Source organism: Chryseobacterium sp. SIMBA_029, assembly GCF_046535275.1.
GTDB lineage: Bacteria > Bacteroidota > Bacteroidia > Flavobacteriales > Weeksellaceae > Chryseobacterium.
This window is the reverse complement of the sequence record NZ_JAWRXA010000109.1, coordinates 1-350: the sequence shown is the minus strand read 5'-3', so window position 1 is coordinate 350 and position 350 is coordinate 1. Positions and strand designations below refer to the sequence as shown.

Sequence of the window (350 nt, the reverse complement as noted above, 5' to 3'; positions counted from 1 at the left end):
ATGTGCTTCTTTGGCTTTATTCCAGTACAAGGATTGACTTTTAAACATGATTCATCTACCAAATCCGTGAAAAGCGATGAAAGTACTTTTCTGTTTTGGTTATAACCGTAATTAGAAAGGTTGCAAGCTTCCAGAATTTTTTTAATATGGATAAGCTCAACATCTTTGATTTTAAGATAATCTAATTCCAATTTAATGGTATTAGTTTTAAACCTATTCAATATAAACTCCACCAGCTTCATATGTTCTGGTGTGTAGGTCTTACTCGCTAATGCTTTTTGTAAAGCTTCACAAAGTGATAGATTGGGGTTAAGTTCCTCTTCAAGAAACATGAATTGTTTTGTCCTTGG

The 350-nt window shown here is 32.9% G+C and carries 1 pseudogene; it reads right to left on the bottom strand.

Going from position 1 to position 350, the window contains the following annotated elements:
- Positions 1-332 (bottom strand): annotated as a pseudogene (locus tag SB679_RS23425) (integrase); the annotation flags it as partial.
- Positions 333-350 lie beyond the last annotated feature (18 nt).